Annotated in this window: 12 protein-coding genes, 1 other RNA gene and 2 pseudogenes; 10 read left to right on the forward strand and 5 right to left on the reverse strand. The window is 33.6% G+C overall.

The genetic code is table 11. The features are described from left to right. The 3 genes and pseudogenes from IC220_RS03800 to IC220_RS08010 form a co-directional block, all read right to left on the reverse strand. Window positions 1–127 (reverse strand): annotated as a pseudogene (locus IC220_RS03800) (IS256 family transposase); the annotation flags it as partial. A 235-nt stretch (window positions 128–362) separates the two neighbouring features. Beyond that, window positions 363–857, reverse strand: coding sequence for an IS5 family transposase (locus IC220_RS03805; RefSeq protein ID WP_188153246.1), 495 nt, complete (start codon window positions 855–857; stop codon window positions 363–365). 33 nt (window positions 858–890) lie between these two features. Then, the gene (locus IC220_RS08010; RefSeq protein WP_255424132.1) at window positions 891–1019 is read right to left on the reverse strand and encodes a hypothetical protein; all 129 of its coding nucleotides are present in this window, start codon (window positions 1017–1019) and stop codon (window positions 891–893) included. Between IC220_RS08010 and IC220_RS03810 the strand changes: the two genes are divergently transcribed. From IC220_RS03810 to IC220_RS03830, 5 genes are all read left to right on the forward strand, one after another. Then, window positions 1018–1164, forward strand: a complete 147-nt coding sequence (locus IC220_RS03810) for a hypothetical protein (RefSeq protein ID WP_188153247.1) — start codon at window positions 1018–1020, stop codon at window positions 1162–1164. The genes IC220_RS08010 and IC220_RS03810 overlap by 2 nt on opposite strands. A 17-nt stretch (window positions 1165–1181) precedes the next feature. Further along, window positions 1182–1513: a transfer-messenger RNA gene (ssrA, locus tag IC220_RS03815) on the forward strand. Window positions 1514–1530: 17 nt separating this feature from the next. Then, a complete protein-coding gene (locus IC220_RS03820) occupies window positions 1531–1953 on the forward strand; it encodes a ClpXP protease specificity-enhancing factor SspB (RefSeq protein WP_188153248.1) in 423 nt (140 codons plus the stop codon). Window positions 1954–2149: 196 nt separating this feature from the next. Then, window positions 2150–2941 carry a P44/Msp2 family outer membrane protein gene (locus IC220_RS03825; RefSeq protein WP_188153249.1) on the forward strand — a complete coding sequence of 264 codons (792 nt, stop codon included), beginning with the start codon at window positions 2150–2152 and terminating at the stop codon, window positions 2939–2941. A gap of 69 nt (window positions 2942–3010) precedes the next feature. Further along, a complete protein-coding gene (locus IC220_RS03830; RefSeq protein WP_188153250.1) occupies window positions 3011–4723 on the forward strand; it encodes a hypothetical protein in 1713 nt (570 codons plus the stop codon). A gap of 26 nt (window positions 4724–4749) precedes the next feature. Here IC220_RS03830 and fsa read toward each other — a convergent pair whose 3' ends face one another. Continuing rightward, a complete protein-coding gene (gene fsa / locus IC220_RS03835; protein ID WP_188153251.1) occupies window positions 4750–5388 on the reverse strand; it encodes a fructose-6-phosphate aldolase in 639 nt (212 codons plus the stop codon). A 66-nt stretch (window positions 5389–5454) separates the two neighbouring features. Next, window positions 5455–6597 (reverse strand): cation:dicarboxylate symporter family transporter, encoded by a 1143-nt coding sequence (locus IC220_RS03840; RefSeq protein WP_188153252.1) that lies wholly within the window; start codon window positions 6595–6597, stop codon window positions 5455–5457. 172 nt (window positions 6598–6769) lie between these two features. On the opposite strand from IC220_RS03840, the gene dnaG reads away from it, so the two are divergent. From dnaG to IC220_RS03865, 5 genes and pseudogenes are all read left to right on the forward strand, one after another. Next, window positions 6770–8554, forward strand: a complete 1785-nt coding sequence (gene dnaG / locus IC220_RS03845; protein ID WP_188153253.1) for a DNA primase — start codon at window positions 6770–6772, stop codon at window positions 8552–8554. Window positions 8555–8866: 312 nt separating this feature from the next. Then, complete coding sequence (locus IC220_RS03850; RefSeq protein WP_188153254.1) at window positions 8867–9535, forward strand: VirB8/TrbF family protein; 669 nt, start codon at window positions 8867–8869, stop codon at window positions 9533–9535. A gap of 59 nt (window positions 9536–9594) precedes the next feature. Beyond that, window positions 9595–9759, forward strand: a complete 165-nt coding sequence (locus IC220_RS03855) for a hypothetical protein (RefSeq protein ID WP_188153255.1) — start codon at window positions 9595–9597, stop codon at window positions 9757–9759. Window positions 9760–10276: 517 nt separating this feature from the next. Further along, the gene (locus tag IC220_RS03860) at window positions 10277–14962 is read left to right on the forward strand and encodes an ankyrin repeat domain-containing protein (RefSeq protein WP_188153256.1); all 4686 of its coding nucleotides are present in this window, start codon (window positions 10277–10279) and stop codon (window positions 14960–14962) included. A 34-nt stretch (window positions 14963–14996) separates the two neighbouring features. Next, window positions 14997–15121, forward strand: a pseudogene (locus IC220_RS03865) (IS256 family transposase); the annotation flags it as partial.

Below are 15121 nucleotides of genomic sequence, written 5' to 3' on the forward strand. Positions count from 1 at the left end.
TCAAAGGTGTCAGTGCTCCTTCTCTTCCGGTTAGTGGTTTACCTTCTCTTATAGATGACAGGATATTTGTCTCTAATTCTTGATAGTTTACTAATCCAACATAGTTGTTTGCTCTTTTTTCTTTCATTTGTTAAACCTCCATTTTTTATATCATTAATATATCATTTTTCGGTTTGACACAGTTTATTTAACACTCCCAAAAATCCGCCTAAAATGTTTTATTTTGCCGAAAAAGCATTCAATCAAATGACGTTCTTTATAAATATGCTCATCATAATACCTCTGCACTTTTCGGTTACGCTTCGGAGGAATAACAACCTCACACCCTTTATTCTCAAGACCCGCAATAAAAGCAATAGCCCTTATCGGCCACCACAAGTGAATTTGAGACATAATGCTTCAGCCTGTGTAATATCGTTCCTTTGACCAGCAGTTAAAGTAAATTTAAGCGGATTTCCCAGAGCATCAACAAGTGCGTGAATTTTGGTTGTAAAGCCACCTTTGCTGCGTCCCAGTGCTTCTTGAGCTCCAGAATCTTTTTTATATCCAGCAGCACAAGCATGTGCTCTGACGATTGTTCCATCTATCATTTGCACTTCCAAATCTGGATCTTGTGTATATTTGAGTAGCTTTTCCCAAATTCCCTTTTCACACCACTTTTTGAATCTCTTGTGTACGCTCCTATAATTGCCATATATTTCTGGTAAAAGTCGCCACTGGCAGCCACTTCGTACTATATACCATATTGCTTCCATAAATTTTCTCAATCGGTCTTCATCTTTGCTGTGTATTCCCTTGATGCTTTTCAGAAATTTAAAAATTTGCTTCCATTTTGTTTCTTGTATACAATGTTTCATTCGGTAATTTCTCCATTATTATGGTTAATTAGGTTAAACTACCGCTTTTTCCTTCTTTCTTCTACTTTTTTTTCTCACAGAATAATTTTGTTCACAGGGCCTAGCAGTAATTGCTGCTACAGCGGTTGGAGTGGCTATTGGTACAGTTGCAGATTCTAACATGTCAAATACATGGTTAGCTGCTTTAGTTGGTACAGTAATAGGAACAACAGCAACAATTGCCGGTGATATTATAAGTAGCGTAGTAAGCTCTGTACTTGAAGATCCTGAAAGTGAAAGTCTTTCAGCAGGTTCCAGCTTTGTATGAGGTTTCATTTGTATTTTAAGGTTGACATTTATTCAACTTTTTTGTATAATAATTAAGTATACTTGTTATACTATAGCAATAAAATTACCTTGTAATAGGTGTATTGGACCCGAGGGCAGTACTCGGCGCCTCCACCATTTTTGTCCATGGGGGCGAGTCAGGATCGACATGCATAGTAAAGATGGTAGCTTTGCTCGGTTAGATACCACCGCTAAGAGTTCATAATTTAAATGCAAACGATAACGTTAGCTCCGATTGTGGTAATGTGGCACTTGCTGCTTAATTCAGCACAGTAACTTTATTACTATGAACACGGTTTGGGAAACACCGGGTAACAGAAGTTTCCCAAGTTTTTACAGAAAAGTTATGACTATCAATGACACGATAAGTTATCAAAAGCTACTTAGGCCTATCAAATTTCAGGTTATTAAAAAAGCTCTAGATACTTTGCTTAATAACAACTTTGTTCCCCATCTAGAAATATTATTTTTCACAAAATTGAATGGTGTAATCATACCAAATCATTTAAAAAAATCATATCCAGATCAAATGCTTATTGTACTACAGCATCAATTCTATGATCTAAAAGTTTTTGAGAATGAATTCAGTGTTAGCTTAAGTTTTAGTGGAAAACAAAAGCAAATTGTCATACCATTTCTCGCTATTAGCAGATTTCACGATAAAATCTCAGGAGATATTTTAATGTTCACTGAGGACAAAAATGAAGAACGTATTGAAAAATTTTCAGGTGGTAATATCATTTCCTTGGATCAACTGCGCAAAAAATAGTTTATAGCACCCGGCAAAATCTCTTGAATGCAACAAGTTTTTAATGCAATTGCAGTGCAGAATTTACCTTATTAACTATTTGTATAACAAATTTAAAGATATCTTAATCATCTCGTTTATATAAGAAAATACTTCTTTTTATTCATCTATTTTTAATTTACTTTCTTTAACTTTATTTTTTTTATAGGAGGAAAACATGATTAAAGCATTGTCAATATCAGTAACAGCACTTACTTTACTGTTATCACAACAATCTCTGGCAGAAGGATTTTACATCGGAGGCAAATACCATGGTCAATTTTTTAACAACACAGGTTCGCTAAAGGTAACAAGCTCTTCAGGTAAGGACATCACAGCTGCTAATGTAAATGATAGAATTGGAGCAAATACAGAAAGTCAGTCAATTGATAAATACAAACCGAATTACGATCCTCCATTTTCTGCAAGTGTAGTACTTGGCGGCGTAAAACAGCTAGAACAACATGAATGTAGGTTTGAATTAGAAGGAATGTATTCTCAGGTAAAAGTAGATAACATTGGCTTAATAAACGGACCAATCACCGTAATGTATAATATGAAAGATAAAGGTAACGAAGATGCTGCATATTCAATTATAGCAAATCATGACCAGATTGAGAACTCATCTATCATGGCAAACGTTTATCACCATTGGAAAAATGACCAATTTTCTTTTTCCCCTTATGTTGGAGCTGGAATTGGTGGAACAAGAATAAAAATGTTTGAAAAAACATCAATTAGACCTGCATATCAACTGAAAGCTGGTCTTAATTACCAAGTAAATAAGGATACAGATATCTATATTGGGTACAGACATTTTGGTGTTATTGGCGGTAATTTTGATAAATTTGCAACTTTGAAAAAAGGGAAAAGTGATTGGGTAAAGGATGATAGTACCACTAATTTAAAGAACAGCTTTTTCGGTACACATGGCGTGGAAGTTGGTATGACTGTTCGCTTTGCAAGCTGATCTGCAACGTTAACAGAAATTACACAGTTTTTTATATATATAATAGTTTTATAATTAAAGGAGATTAACATGACAATACCAGCAAATATGAGCACTAATTTGAGCGCTGTTACCGTGCAAGAATTATTAGACTACGCAGACTTTACAAACGGTTTGGTCGATAAGCTAAAAGGTAGTTTTGCTAAACTTAATGGTGAAAATGCCACTGATGCTGGAGTAACTGCTATGCTAGGGAAGTTGACAGATAAAGTTGTTACGACTAAGGAACTTACAGCAGAAACAGGTAAGCTTGTTCAAGTTGATGGTTCAAATGCCACTGATGCTGGAGTAACTGCTATGCTAGGGAGGTTGACGACGGATAAAGTTATTACGACTTCACAACTTACAGCTCAATTAGCTGATAAGGCTGATAAAACTGCTTTAGATGGTAAGGCTAACAAAACTGGTAGCAATATTGAAGTGGAGCCTTTTTCAAATACACTAGCGGCTAAACTTGTTAAACTTAATGGTGAAAATGCCACTGATGCTGGAGTAACTGCTATGTTAGATAAATTGACAAACAAAGTTGTTACAGATTCAAAACTTACAGCAGAAACAGCTAAGCTTGTTCAAGTTGATGGTTCAAATGCCACTGATGCTGGAGTAACTGCTATGCTAGGGAAGTTGACAGATAAAGTTGTTACGACTAAGGAACTTACAGCAGAAACAGCTAAACTTGTTCAAGTTGATGGTTCAAATGCCACTGATGCTGGAGTAACTGCTATGCTGGGTAAGTTGCAAGGTCAGAATAAAGTTGTTACAGATTCAAAACTTACAGAAGAAACAGCTAAGCTTGTTCAAGTTGATGGTTCAAATGCCACTGATGCTGGAGTAACTGCTATGTTAGATAAATTGACAAACAAAGTTGTTACGACTAAGGAACTTACAGCAGAAACAGCTAAACTTGTTCAAGTTGATGGTTCAAATGCCACTGATGCTGGAGTAACTGCTATGCTGGGTAAGTTGCAAGGTCAGAATAAAGTTGTTACAGATTCAAAACTTACAGAAGAAACAGGTAAGCTTGTTCAAGTTGATGGTACAAATGCCACTGATGCTGGAGTAACTGCTATGTTAGATAAATTGACAAACAAAGTTGTTACAGATTCAAAACTTACAGAAGAAACGGGTAAACTTGCTAGACTTGATGGTACAAATGCAGAGCAAGGAGCAGAATTGCTAAACGCAATTCTTAATGTTAAGAGCAGTACTGATCCTACACAAACAATTCTTGAAACTAGGTTAGCTAAAGCTGGTACTGTTGATGTAGGTCAATTTGTTAACATTGATGGTACAAATATAGCAACTCATTCAGATAAAGGAAAAGCATTAGCAGAAGCAATACTTGGTGTGAAAGTTGCAGATGGTGATTCTAAAACAGTTATTGAAACTCAATTAGATGCAGCATTTCAACTCAAGGCTGATAAGAATGCATTAGATCAGAAGGCTGATAGCGATACTTTAAAAGAGTTTGCTAAGCTTAATGGTGAAAATATTGATGTAGATGCTTTTGCCACTCAATTAGCAAATAAACTTGCTATAAAAGATGGGAGTAATATTGCAGACGGATTTTCAGATGTATTAAAAAATAAGTTTGTTCTTGTAGATGGTAGTAATATTGAGGAAAGTGGGCTTGAAACTAAATTGGCAAGTAAGTTTGCTGCAGCTGGTAGTGCAAGTGGAGAAAAAATAGTAGAAGCTAACCCGAATGATACACTTCCAGATGCTTGGGCAAATTTGATATAGCCAGGCAAGTAGATCTCAGTTGGGATCTACTTCAACCAGTCCTTTTCAAATACTGCAAGCCCATGATCAGTGAGTGGATGATTCATTAATTGCCTTAGTACTTTTGCTGGCGCAGTAACTGCGTCAGCTCCAAGTTTTGCGGCTTTAATTATATGTGCTGGGCTTCTTACTGAGGCAACGAGAACCTTCGTATCGAACATGTAGTTGGAATACACAGTGCATATATCTTCTATTAAGGATAACCCATCATAACTGATATCATCCAGGCGGCCAATGAAGGGAGAAATGAAACAAGCACCAGCCTTAGCAGCAAGTAGTGCTTGTCCAGGAGAAAAACATAAAGTTATATTAACATTTATATTATACTCTGTCGATAACTTTTTACAAGAAATTAATCCATTATATGTAAGGGGTAGTTTCACGACGATATTTTCAGCAATTTTTGCCAAATCTAATCCTTCTTTCATCATTTCTTCATGACTATCGGCAACAACTTCAACACTAACAGGTCCATCTATAATTGAGCATATTTCACCTATTAAATCCTTATATTTATTTTTATGGCCAGATTTTGCAATTAATGAGGGATTAGTTGTGATACCATCAATTAATTCTTTTAATTCTTTAATTTCATTTAAATCAGCACTATCAAGAAAAATTTCCATATACTCCTATCATTGTTGTTTTAAACATAAAACCTACAGTTTTAACAGTCAAGAGAAATTGTCTGGCTATATGAGCTTTTGAAATTTTTTATAAAGTTTAGTAAATATGATAATCAATGCACCATCTCCAGTAACATTTGCACCAGTGATGATAGGGTTAATCATCACATAAATTGCAGTTATTAGCGACAGCATGGCTGGGGAAAAATGCAAATATCCCTCAAGAATTCCCAGTACTACGATTATGTTACTACCTGGTGCCGAAGCAGTGAACTTCAGCATAAGGAAATACAACAAAAAACTTAGGTGGCTCCATATTGTTAGTGGTTGAGTGCCAAAAGATTCTATAATCACTAAAGCTAGAACAATAATACAAAAACAGTTGCCAGGAGAGCTAGTACTTGCAATTACAGGAACCATAGAATCTACCATGTCGTGTTCTTTGACATTCTTTTTACATCCCTCCAAAGTAACAGGTATTGTGGCACTGCTTGATGATGTTGCAATTGCTGTAACTAACGCAGGTGCCATATTCTTCATGCTTGTTAGCCAATTTGTGATGTTAAATGAACTTGCAATTCCGTATAACAATATGACATAAAGGTAGATGACAACTATCATGATGGTAAAGATTGCAATATAATCTTTAAAAACAACCAATAAAATTTGGTCATGCTGCAATTTTAAAATAAAACCTAATATAAATAAAGGCATGATAGGAATCAGTATCCTTTTTAGAAGGAAAAATGCTATACCTGCTAGTCTTTTAGCAATCATATCACTTTTTTGTGGAACAATTTTATGTGCGGTCACTCCAGATATGACTCCAAATATTAAGGCTTGAAAGTTTGAGATTAGTATTGGTAACTTGAAATTCCATAAACTGCCCAGTGCATCTGTTGGCAATAGCATATTAGAGTTAATATGGAAATTTTGTACAATAATATATCCCGTAAAGTAACCAAGAAGGCTTGAAAGCAAATTTGACAAAAAGACTGCTGCAAACAGTAATATGATAAATTTAATTGCCGAATTTTTTAAATTATTTATACTATTAAACATTAAAGAGAAAATAATAAAAGGCATTGTAAAACTTAGAACCTCTTTGATGCCTAAGCTTACTGAATATAAAAAAATCTTTATATCAACGGGGACAAAGTTTCCAAACAAAACCGATGAAATAAAAATTATGAGCAGTAAGAGCAACATATCTAGTGTGAAATAAGATTAATTTAGTTTGAAATTTTTATAAATGCAAATTAAATAAATCGTCTTCTTGTCAAAATTTCTGCTAAAATCTCTTTAAAGTTCACTAGCTGACTATTTGCATTATATAGTGCTTATTGCAGAATAAATTTAGGTTCATACGTGAGTTCAATAAATGGACTATATAGATATTATAAAATCTAAACTGCTATTGTCTGACATAGTAGGTAAGAAAGTTAGGCTAACAAAAAGAGGAGATAGTTTTGTTGGATTATGCCCATTTCATCATGAAAAGACTCCATCCTTCTCTGTTACCAACACTAAAGGATTATACTACTGTTTTGGCTGCTCGGCATATGGAGATGTGTTTGAGTTTGTTTCGCAAACTGAGGGCTTAAGCTTCAAAGATGCAGTAACAAGATTGGCATCAGTGGCGGGTGTTGAACTGCCTCAAAATCTTAATGTTAAAAAAGAAGACAATAAACTGTTCTTAGCTCTTGATTTGGCTACAAATTGGTTTTTACAGAGAAATCAGGAGGTTGTAAATTATTTAACACAGCGCAATATTTCACCCGAAATGATCAGCAAATTTAAAGTAGGATATGCACCGAGCTTTGGTTTTAAAGAGCATTTAAATGCTTTAGGCATTGAAGATAAAGTTTTAGCTGAAGTTGGGTTAATAAATAAAAATTTTCGTGATTATTTTTACGATCGGTTGATATTTCCTATATGCAACATTGCCGGAAAAACAATAGCTTTTGGTGGGCGTGTATTGAACTCTGAACAACAACCGAAATACCTAAATAGCCCAGAAAATCAGCTTTTTAAAAAAAAGGAGAATTTATATGGACTAAACTTTGCTTTAAGCGAAGTACGTCAGAAGCAAAATGTGTTTGTTGTGGAAGGGTATATGGATGTGATAGCATTACATCAGGCAGGAATTAGCAACGCTGTTGCTCCACTTGGTACTGCAATTTCTGCAGAACAAATAAAGGGTCTATGGAAATTTACTAAGGAAATCTCTATTTGTATGGATGGTGACAGTGCAGGACGCAACGCTGCTGTTAGAGTTGCCAAGTTGGTTATGCCAATGCTTGAACCTGGATATACACTAAAGTTTGTGACTTTACCAAGCAATAAAGACCCATGTGATATATGTAATGAGCTCGAATATAATAAAAAAGATATATTAACTACTTTAAATTATTTTACTAAACTGCACTCTGAATACTTATGGCATAACATAACTGGTAATAATACACAGGACTATGATGCTCCAGAAAAATATTCAGTTCTCGAATATAAATTGATGGAGTACGTCAATGCCATCAGCAATAGTAGCATTAGAAGGTACTATAGAGATTATTTTTATAATAAGACAAGAGAGTTAAGAAGTGATTTAAAAAAGCAGACTTTCAACAGCAGAACTAAAGCAGCAAAAGGAGAATATCTTCACAACAAATCTCCCGAATTTATTGAAGAGGAACAAAATCAAACCATAATTTTACGTGTATCTATAGAATTTCCTGAGATTTTAAGTCATCCTATGTTTTTTGAACAATTCTCCAATTTTGAATTTATTGACGTAGATATGAAGATATTACAACAACATATAGTTGGTATCGTGAGTGAAAAAACATCATTGAATAAAGAGACTTTATTACAAGAACTGGAGCAGTTTGAAATTATAAAATGTATCTTCGAAAAAACCAAAGTATTAAACAGTCAATTAAATGAAAGAAAATCTGCAGAAAATGTATGGAATAACATAGTGTTACGAAAAGAATTGAATTCACTAGAAAAAGAAAAAATTGCAGCAAGATTAAGTGGAAATTTTGACTTAGAGGAAAAACTAATAATACAAATAAAGCGAATAGAAAATAATATGCAAGAAATGCAAATGGATTTTATTCAAAAAGAAGAAAGTGTTAAATCGCGTCAAATTAAAGATATGGATTAGGCATATGTATAAATGAAGTGAGACGGAATCAAGACGTAAAGGAGCATTTGAAGCAGCAGTGTATGTATTAGTGCCCCCCATCGGGGATTATAAAAACCCCTCGCCTTAAGGCAAAGGAAAGAATATAATAGTCGCGTATGCGACGTTATGAGTACAATGCACATTCTAAGTACGATATAAAAGCACATGTATGTCCCAAATTTTGTTGGACCCAGTTTTAAAGTTCGATTCTATTCACATTCAAGAGAGTTTAAAACATTTTTAAGCTTTTTTATTGAATTTGATTTATAATGGCTTCATTGAATTTAGACTATGGAAGATAAGTTACTTGAATCAGTAAAAAACAAAAATTATTTTAATAAGGGAGTTGAGTGGTATTGCTATAGGTATTTATTCTGCATTACAGAAAGATCCTGGTTAGCGCTGATAGTGTCATTTCTCTCAGTGTGTGTATTTTTATTACTATTGGATATATATTTATTATTTCCCACTGAAAGAGATCTAAATTTTGTGAAATATATCAATCATAGGGATGATGAGTTTTCTGTAATACGTAAACTCAGTTTTTACAAAAAAGAAAATGAACATATTTCTGTAGCGCGGTACTTGATACAAAAATATGTTGAGCTATATGAGTCTCGTGGGGTTGCAAAATTTTCTTATCAAACAAGTTTTATAAAAAACAATTCCACACATAGGGTCTATAAGAATTTTCAGGAAAAAATAAAGAATGAAGTTAGTGATTCATCTACACATAAGAAGAAGGTCATCAAAACAAGTGTAGTGAAACTATCTATTGACCAATCAACCATAGATTTAGTAAAATTTACCGGCAGCGCTACTGTGATTTTCACGACTGAACAAGACAAGGAAATTCATAATCAAATTATTAAGATTGACTTTACTTTATCAAATATACGGACAACTATGAGAGGTATAACACCATTTAAGTTTGTGGTTAACGACTATAAAGTAAAATAATTACTTGACATGAAGGGCAGTATCTTTGGAACTGTACATATTACAATATTTACACAAACATGGTTATAAACGTAGTCATGCAATGGACAGATCCCCTGCAAAACGAGGCAAGAAGTAGCTACACAGTCCCAGAGAGTGATGATATAATAAAATATGAGAAAAAAACCATCAAAGAGCCAAGCGATTCCAAAAAAACTTACTCTCAGAATCGTTATGCAAAATAGCCAAAATTAGCCATATTGGATAACTTTGTAGCACTTTTTGTTTACATGAAAGTATATATGCGTGAGAATAGAGAGTAAAAATGGTTAAAATTTTATCAATATTAATTATAATTCAAAGTTAAAGTAAATAAGTAATTTTTTACTACTACTGAATTTTTCTTTAAAAATAAAAATAGGCATGCTGCATTGTAAATTTTTCCATTATTATTCCATCAGCTTGATATAGTAAATTCGGTATAATAGCAGTATACCTATGTTAAAAATGCAGAATTTAACAGATTACTTGAAGAAAGAAATCACAAAACAGCATATGGAGCAAATCAAGTATCTTTTTAACAGCTAAAACACGTAACATGATGTGCTTTAATTCAGAAGTACCTCAATTTAATAACATAATATTTTGTCCTAAATAGTGTTGACAAGATATATGCACTAATAGTACATTAAACTACCTGGTGCAGCTTAAAATGAGGCTCCTGCTAGGTTAGTTTTATGGGTTTAGTTGAGGTGATGAGGTATGTATCAAGTATTTTATTGTGAAGAGTTTAGTGATTGTGCTTTAGGTGATGATAAAAACCCTTTAAGAAAAAAATTCAATGCAATAGTTAAAGATTTAAAGGAAAATAGACATACAAACCTTGGAGATGTGAAGTTAATAAAAGGTGATGGAGGTGTTAAATATTTTCGTGCTAAATTAAGTGATGCAGATAGATTATTGTTTACGAGTATAAAGTATAAAAAAGAAGGCAAAGAAGAAGATGCTTTTGTTATTTTGGAAGTCATACTGAATCATGAATATAACAAATCAAAATTCTTAAAAGACAAAGAGAAAATAAAAAGCATAAAAATAATAGAGCATAACGAAGACGATAAAAAAATTCCTGACAATATAGAAATTATAGATGCGCCAAAAATACATTGGTTAGGGAAGTTTATCACTTTTAGTGCAAAGCAAGAAGACATAGTTGAGAATGCTGGAGGAAAGTATAATTTGCCTTTAGTTGTCAGTGGACATGCGGGTAGTGGAAAGACGTCAGTGGCTTTGGAAAAGCTTAGAAAGATAGAGGAGGAAGGAAAAATTCTATATATTACCCAGTCAGAAAATCTGATAAAGCAATTAGAAGAATTATATAAATATGAACACTGGGATGAAGCTGCCGAAGAACTAAGAACAGGTGATCCAGAGCGAATTGATTTCCTGTCTGTTCATGAATTTCTTGAAAAAGTAACAGAAGAAGACGTAAAAGGAAAGAAACCGATCGATAGGAATGTGTTTCATTCATGGTTTAAAGAAGAATGTAATAAGGGAAAATTTAAAAAGTATAAGAAGGAAGGAGATAAAATATTCGAAGAATTTACCGCTGTAATAGCTGGAGGAAGTTTAGGAAGAGAGGGCGGGAAAGAACAATACATGAAGTTAGGAAATAGGGAATCTATCTTTCCTAGAGAGGAAAGAGAAAAAATATATGATCTTTTTGAAGAATATAAGAAATTTATAGGAGAACATTCGGAATATTATGATGTTAGTCTAATTGCTCATGAGTATGTTGAAAAGGCTGATGAAGTTTATGATACAGTTGTTGTAGATGAAGTTCAAGATTTAACTAGAAGTACATTAAAGCTAATATTAGGGAGCTTAAAAGATGATAGTAAGGAGAATTTTTTATTATGTGGTGATGTTAATCAGGTAATACATCCAAGTTTTTTCTCTATATCTAGGTTAAAACATTTCCTTAGTAATATTGTAGAAAGAAAAGAAGTAGGAATTTGTGTTCTTGAAAAGAACTATCGTAATAGCCAGCAAGTTATAGAATTAGCAAATCGTATACTACACTTCAAGAATTATTGTTTTGCTTCAGAAGATAAAATAAAACCAGATAAGAAAGAAACTTTTTTCATGAAAAGTGATAGTAACAGTAAGGGTACAGTGGTCTTCATAAATGAGAGTGAAAAGCAGGAAGAAGTAGGAAAAAAAGCATCTAGGTCAGTAGATTGGGCTGTATTAGCTCTAGATGATGGCAGCAAGGAAGATGTACGTAGAGCGTTTGATACGCCACTTGTGTTTAGCATGCAAGAGGCGAAAGGCTTGGAATTTAAGAATGTAATTCTTTACAAATTTGGTGAAGTTTATAATAAATTATGGAATATAGTGTGTCCAAATAAAGATAAGGAGGAAGTTGAAAGAAAGGTTAATGAAATTCGTCTTTCGTACGGTGAAGAAAATGTTAACACTTCAAGAACTAAGGATAAGGAAGATGAATCTTTCGAGAGGAATAAATTTTATATGAATGCTCTGTATGTTGCAGTCACTCGTGCTATTGATGGTGTTTATATTATGGACGATAAAGAGCAGCATAATTTATTGAAAGTAGTAGTACCAGGGGAAGAAGTTAATGTAGTAGGTACTGCAAGTATTGAGGAGAAAGAATCCAGTCTTGCAGAATGGAGAAATATGGCACTAGATTTAATAAATAAAGGAAAAATAGAGCAAGCTGTAAATATAGCAAAAACAAGACTGTTAAACGAGGAAGAATATGTTCAAGAGATCATAAATTCATTGAAAGCTGGGGGATGGGATACAGAGGCTGAAGGGATAAGCGCTAAGTTACAGCCTTCTTTAGGAGCAGAAGTTAGTGCAGAGGATGCAAGTTCTAAGTCTCCTCAAAAACGCTCTGGGGGCATTGTAAAGTCTGTAACTCCAACAAAAAAGATTAAAGTTGATCAAAATGATGGTCAGAGTGAAATAGATAATACAACGAAACATAGGATGAAAAGAGCTACAGCAATAGACAACAAAAAAGTGCCCAATCAGAAGCGTGCAAGAGCAAATCAGAATGAGAGAAGAGATGGAGGTAAAGGAGCTTCTATTAGCAAACAACGACATAAACAAAAGGAAAAACTGCCAAAATTAAAAGGTGGTAGAAAATTAACTCAGATAATAAGAGGAGACCAAGAAGAGGAATTTGAAGAAAAAGTTAAAAAGAGCCCAGACAGTGTGTATCAGTATGGTAAGGAAAAGTTATTAGACTACGCTTTAAAGCAAGGTAGTTTTAAGATAGCTAAGTACTTAATTGAGCAAGGGGCTAGTGTTCATGGTGATAAGGAAAAAAATGGATCTCCTCTCTATTTGGTTCTAGATTGTATAGTTAATTGTATAGTTAAAGGAAAAATATATGGAGAAGATGATTTAAAGGTAAAGGAACGCTTTGACTTGTGTAGAGAAATAGTTCAGCTTATAATTAATAAAGGATTTGATGTTAGTAATTACAAACCTCAACCTGGTACCACAGTTTTACACCATATTCTAGAAACAAAAGAAAATAAGGACAAAGTTTTTCCAATATTTAAGTTATTTGTAGAGGGTATGGCAAGTAGCGGTATTGATTGTAAAAATAACAACCTTTGTACTCCCTTACACATAGCAGCAGAACAAGGTTTTAAGGATGAGGCTGAACTTCTTCTCAAGCATAGAGCTGATATTAATGCTAAGGATATTCGTGGCAATACTCCTTTACATTCGGCAATAGTCTCTAAGTGTGAAGGTATAATTGAAGTTTTGCTTAAAAATGGAGCTGATATTAATGCTAATGGTATTAGACATTGTACTCCCTTACATGTAGCAGTAGAACAAGGTTATGAAAGTATAGTTGAGCTTCTTCTCAAGCATGAAAAAATTGATGTTAATGCTAAGGATGAGAAAGGTAGAACTCCTTTGTATTTTGCAGTACTAGAAGATTATGAAAGTATAGTTGAGCTTCTTCTCAAGCATGAAAAAATTGATGTTAATGTTAGGGATAATCGTGGTGTTACTTCTTTGCATGTAATAGCAGAAAAAGGTAATGAGAGTATAGCTAGACTTCTTCTGGAGAATAAAAAAATTGATGTTAATGTTTGTGCTGGAGAAAGATTTGGTACTGCTTTACATAAAGCAGCAGCTTCAGGTCATAAGAATATAGCTGCACTTCTTCTCGAGCATGGAGCTGATATTAATGCTAAGCCTGCTGGATATTGTACTCCTCTGTGTTTAGCAACAAAAAAAAATTGTAAGGATGTAGTTGAGCTTCTTCTTTCTGATGCGAATATTGATATCTATGAAGATAGTTTTAGTGAGTTTCTTGAAAAAAGAAAGCTTAATAAAACAATGCAAAAGTTGTATGATGGAAAAAATAAAATTAACAGGGAAGTTTTTGAAGCAGTACAAGAGGCAGTGCAAAAAAAAGATGAAGCAGGCAAGAAAAAAATTGAGAAATTACTGGAAAATGGTAGTGGTCAGTTCTGTCCAAGCTTTAATTATAGGACAGAAGAAAAGACGGTTATTACTTTGAATAAAGATGTACTGCAGCTTGTGTTTAGTTATGCAGCAGAGAAAAAAATATATGTTGAAACAGTAGGATCATTCCTTATAACAGACAGTAAGGGAGAGTTTTTAATAGGGAAGGATAAGGTTACTAAATATAGTGATATGAAGGGTAATACTTTCTTACATCTTGCAGCAGAGAATAATGACAGTAAAATGGTTGAGTTTCTTTTGAAGGCAGGAGCTAATGTTAATGCTCGTGGTTTAAATGATTGTACTTCTCTATATATAGCAGCACAAGAAGGTAACTATGATGTGGTAGAGCTTCTTATCGGTCATGAAAAAATTGATGTTAATGCTAGAGATCTGTATGATAATTCTCCCTTGCATGTAGCACTAAATAGGGGTTATAGTGATATAATTAACCTTCTACTTACTGACCCTAATATTAATGTTGGTCGTGAAAAAGTTTCGTCTGCCAAGAAGAAAGAAGACAAAGCAAAAATTCTTCAAAAATTAAATCAAGATAACAAGCTGTTTAATTTAATAAAACGAGCAAAAAAACAAGCAGATAGAAGTAAGATAGATGAATTACTAGGAGAGATAAAAGAATTACTGGAATTAAAAAGTGGAAGTAGTTTTAAGCCAAGTTTAAACTATTCTCCAGATGGTACTGATGAAGGTACAACTTTAAAAATTGCTCTTCAAACAGGAAATAAAAAGCTGTTAAAACTCTTATATGATTATGCTGAGAAGAATATAGGCGTAGACACTGAAATATTTAAACAACTCAGAGAGACTGTAGAACAAAAAGAGGAATTTCAGTTGGGAAGTAGTTTGAGTGGTGTTTCTATTTCTAGGTGTATGGTGGGAGTGTTAAATAAACTGTGTCAAACCGAAAAATGATATATTAATGATATAAAAAATGGAGGTTTAACAAATGAAAGAAAAAAGAGCAAACAACTATGTTGGATTAGTAAACTATCAAGAATTAGAGACAAATATCCTGTCATCTATAAGAGAAGGTAAACCACTAACCGGAAGAGAAGGAGCACTGACACCTTT

Source organism: Wolbachia endosymbiont of Pentalonia nigronervosa (assembly GCF_014534705.1).
Classification (GTDB): domain Bacteria; phylum Pseudomonadota; class Alphaproteobacteria; order Rickettsiales; family Anaplasmataceae; genus Wolbachia.

What these genes read in the sequence shown, in the direction of transcription:
- IC220_RS03805 (WP_188153246.1), bottom strand. Translation starts at nt 857, where the DNA reads ATGAAACATTGTATACAAGAAACAAAATGGAAGCAAATTTTTAAATTT.
- IC220_RS03810 (WP_188153247.1), top strand. Translation starts at nt 1,018, where the DNA reads ATGTCAAATACATGGTTAGCTGCTTTAGTTGGTACAGTAATAGGAACA.
- IC220_RS08010 (WP_255424132.1), bottom strand. Translation starts at nt 1,019, where the DNA reads ATGTTAGAATCTGCAACTGTACCAATAGCCACTCCAACCGCTGTAGCA.
- IC220_RS03820 (WP_188153248.1), top strand. Translation starts at nt 1,531, where the DNA reads ATGACTATCAATGACACGATAAGTTATCAAAAGCTACTTAGGCCTATC.
- IC220_RS03825 (WP_188153249.1), top strand. Translation starts at nt 2,150, where the DNA reads ATGATTAAAGCATTGTCAATATCAGTAACAGCACTTACTTTACTGTTA.
- IC220_RS03830 (WP_188153250.1), top strand. Translation starts at nt 3,011, where the DNA reads ATGACAATACCAGCAAATATGAGCACTAATTTGAGCGCTGTTACCGTG.
- fsa (WP_188153251.1), bottom strand. Translation starts at nt 5,388, where the DNA reads ATGGAAATTTTTCTTGATAGTGCTGATTTAAATGAAATTAAAGAATTA.
- IC220_RS03840 (WP_188153252.1), bottom strand. Translation starts at nt 6,597, where the DNA reads ATGTTGCTCTTACTGCTCATAATTTTTATTTCATCGGTTTTGTTTGGA.
- dnaG (WP_188153253.1), top strand. Translation starts at nt 6,770, where the DNA reads ATGGACTATATAGATATTATAAAATCTAAACTGCTATTGTCTGACATA.
- IC220_RS03850 (WP_188153254.1), top strand. Translation starts at nt 8,867, where the DNA reads ATGGAAGATAAGTTACTTGAATCAGTAAAAAACAAAAATTATTTTAAT.
- IC220_RS03855 (WP_188153255.1), top strand. Translation starts at nt 9,595, where the DNA reads ATGGTTATAAACGTAGTCATGCAATGGACAGATCCCCTGCAAAACGAG.
- IC220_RS03860 (WP_188153256.1), top strand. Translation starts at nt 10,277, where the DNA reads ATGTATCAAGTATTTTATTGTGAAGAGTTTAGTGATTGTGCTTTAGGT.